Origin of the sequence: Flavonifractor sp. An4, assembly GCF_002161755.1 — a bacterium.
Lineage (GTDB): Bacteria > Bacillota > Clostridia > Oscillospirales > Oscillospiraceae > Flavonifractor > Flavonifractor avicola.
In genome coordinates this window covers 1-671 of the sequence record NZ_NFIL01000123.1, presented here as the reverse complement: position 1 = coordinate 671, position 671 = coordinate 1, and the positions used below count along the sequence as shown (strand labels likewise).

The following is a 671-nucleotide window of genomic DNA, read 5'->3' as shown; positions in this document are numbered from 1 at the left end:
AAGAGCCCCGGAAGAAGCGGACCTACCAAAAGCGGAACAGAATCACCCCAAAGCCTGCTCCCATTCATCTGAAAAACCTGCTGCTCCGCTTTGTGCGGGGCGGGCAGGTGCGGACGGTGGGTGCGGGAGCAGAAGTGCCTGAGATCCGGACGGAGGGCTGGAGCAGCGGGAAGCTGCTGGCCTGGCTGGAGGGGCAGGGGGTGGGGCGGCAGGAGAAAAAATCATGGTTCCGCAAGCTGTTATATCACTTATTTGCATGGATCAGGAGGGATTTGGATGTTGACCATCATTGAGATCGGGGCCAGAGAGGACGGCGGCCACGGCCTGCAGAGCCAGAGCCACCGGACGGAGTGCTGGATGGAGGGGTGGATCGCGGTGCCGCCCCAGCTGGAGAAGACGGCCTGGGACTGCTGCGGCTACTGTGACCTGAAGATCGAGAACGGGGTGCTGGTGGGCTTGACCCCCGGTCAGGTGCCTGAGCCGGAGCCTGCTCCGGAGCCGGAGCCCACGGAGGCGGAGCGCCTGCGGGCGGATCTGGACTATCTAGCTGTGATGACGGGGGTGGAACTGTGAACGTATACGAGCTGGCCAAGAAATATTACCCCAAGCTGTGGGACAAGGAGCGCATCCAGGCCCTGGCGGCTGCGGGCAAGCTAACAGAGGAGGAGGCC

General features: G+C 63.0%; 2 protein-coding genes. Both read left to right on the top strand.

Annotated features, from left to right (window positions below):
- Positions 1-293 (top strand): hypothetical protein (locus B5F94_RS16605; protein WP_204247521.1); only part of this gene is annotated, 293 nt, incomplete at its 5' end.
- On the top strand, positions 277-573 hold the full coding sequence (locus B5F94_RS16030; protein ID WP_242965705.1) for a toxin-antitoxin system toxin subunit: 297 nt from the start codon (positions 277-279) through the stop codon (positions 571-573). The genes B5F94_RS16605 and B5F94_RS16030, both read left to right, overlap by 17 nt.
- The last annotated feature ends 98 nt before the right edge of the window (positions 574-671 follow it).

Bases quoted from the DNA above. Each gene is read 5' to 3' on its own strand.
- B5F94_RS16030 (WP_242965705.1), top strand. From the start codon at position 277: ATGTTGACCATCATTGAGATCGGGGCCAGAGAGGACGGCGGCCACGGC.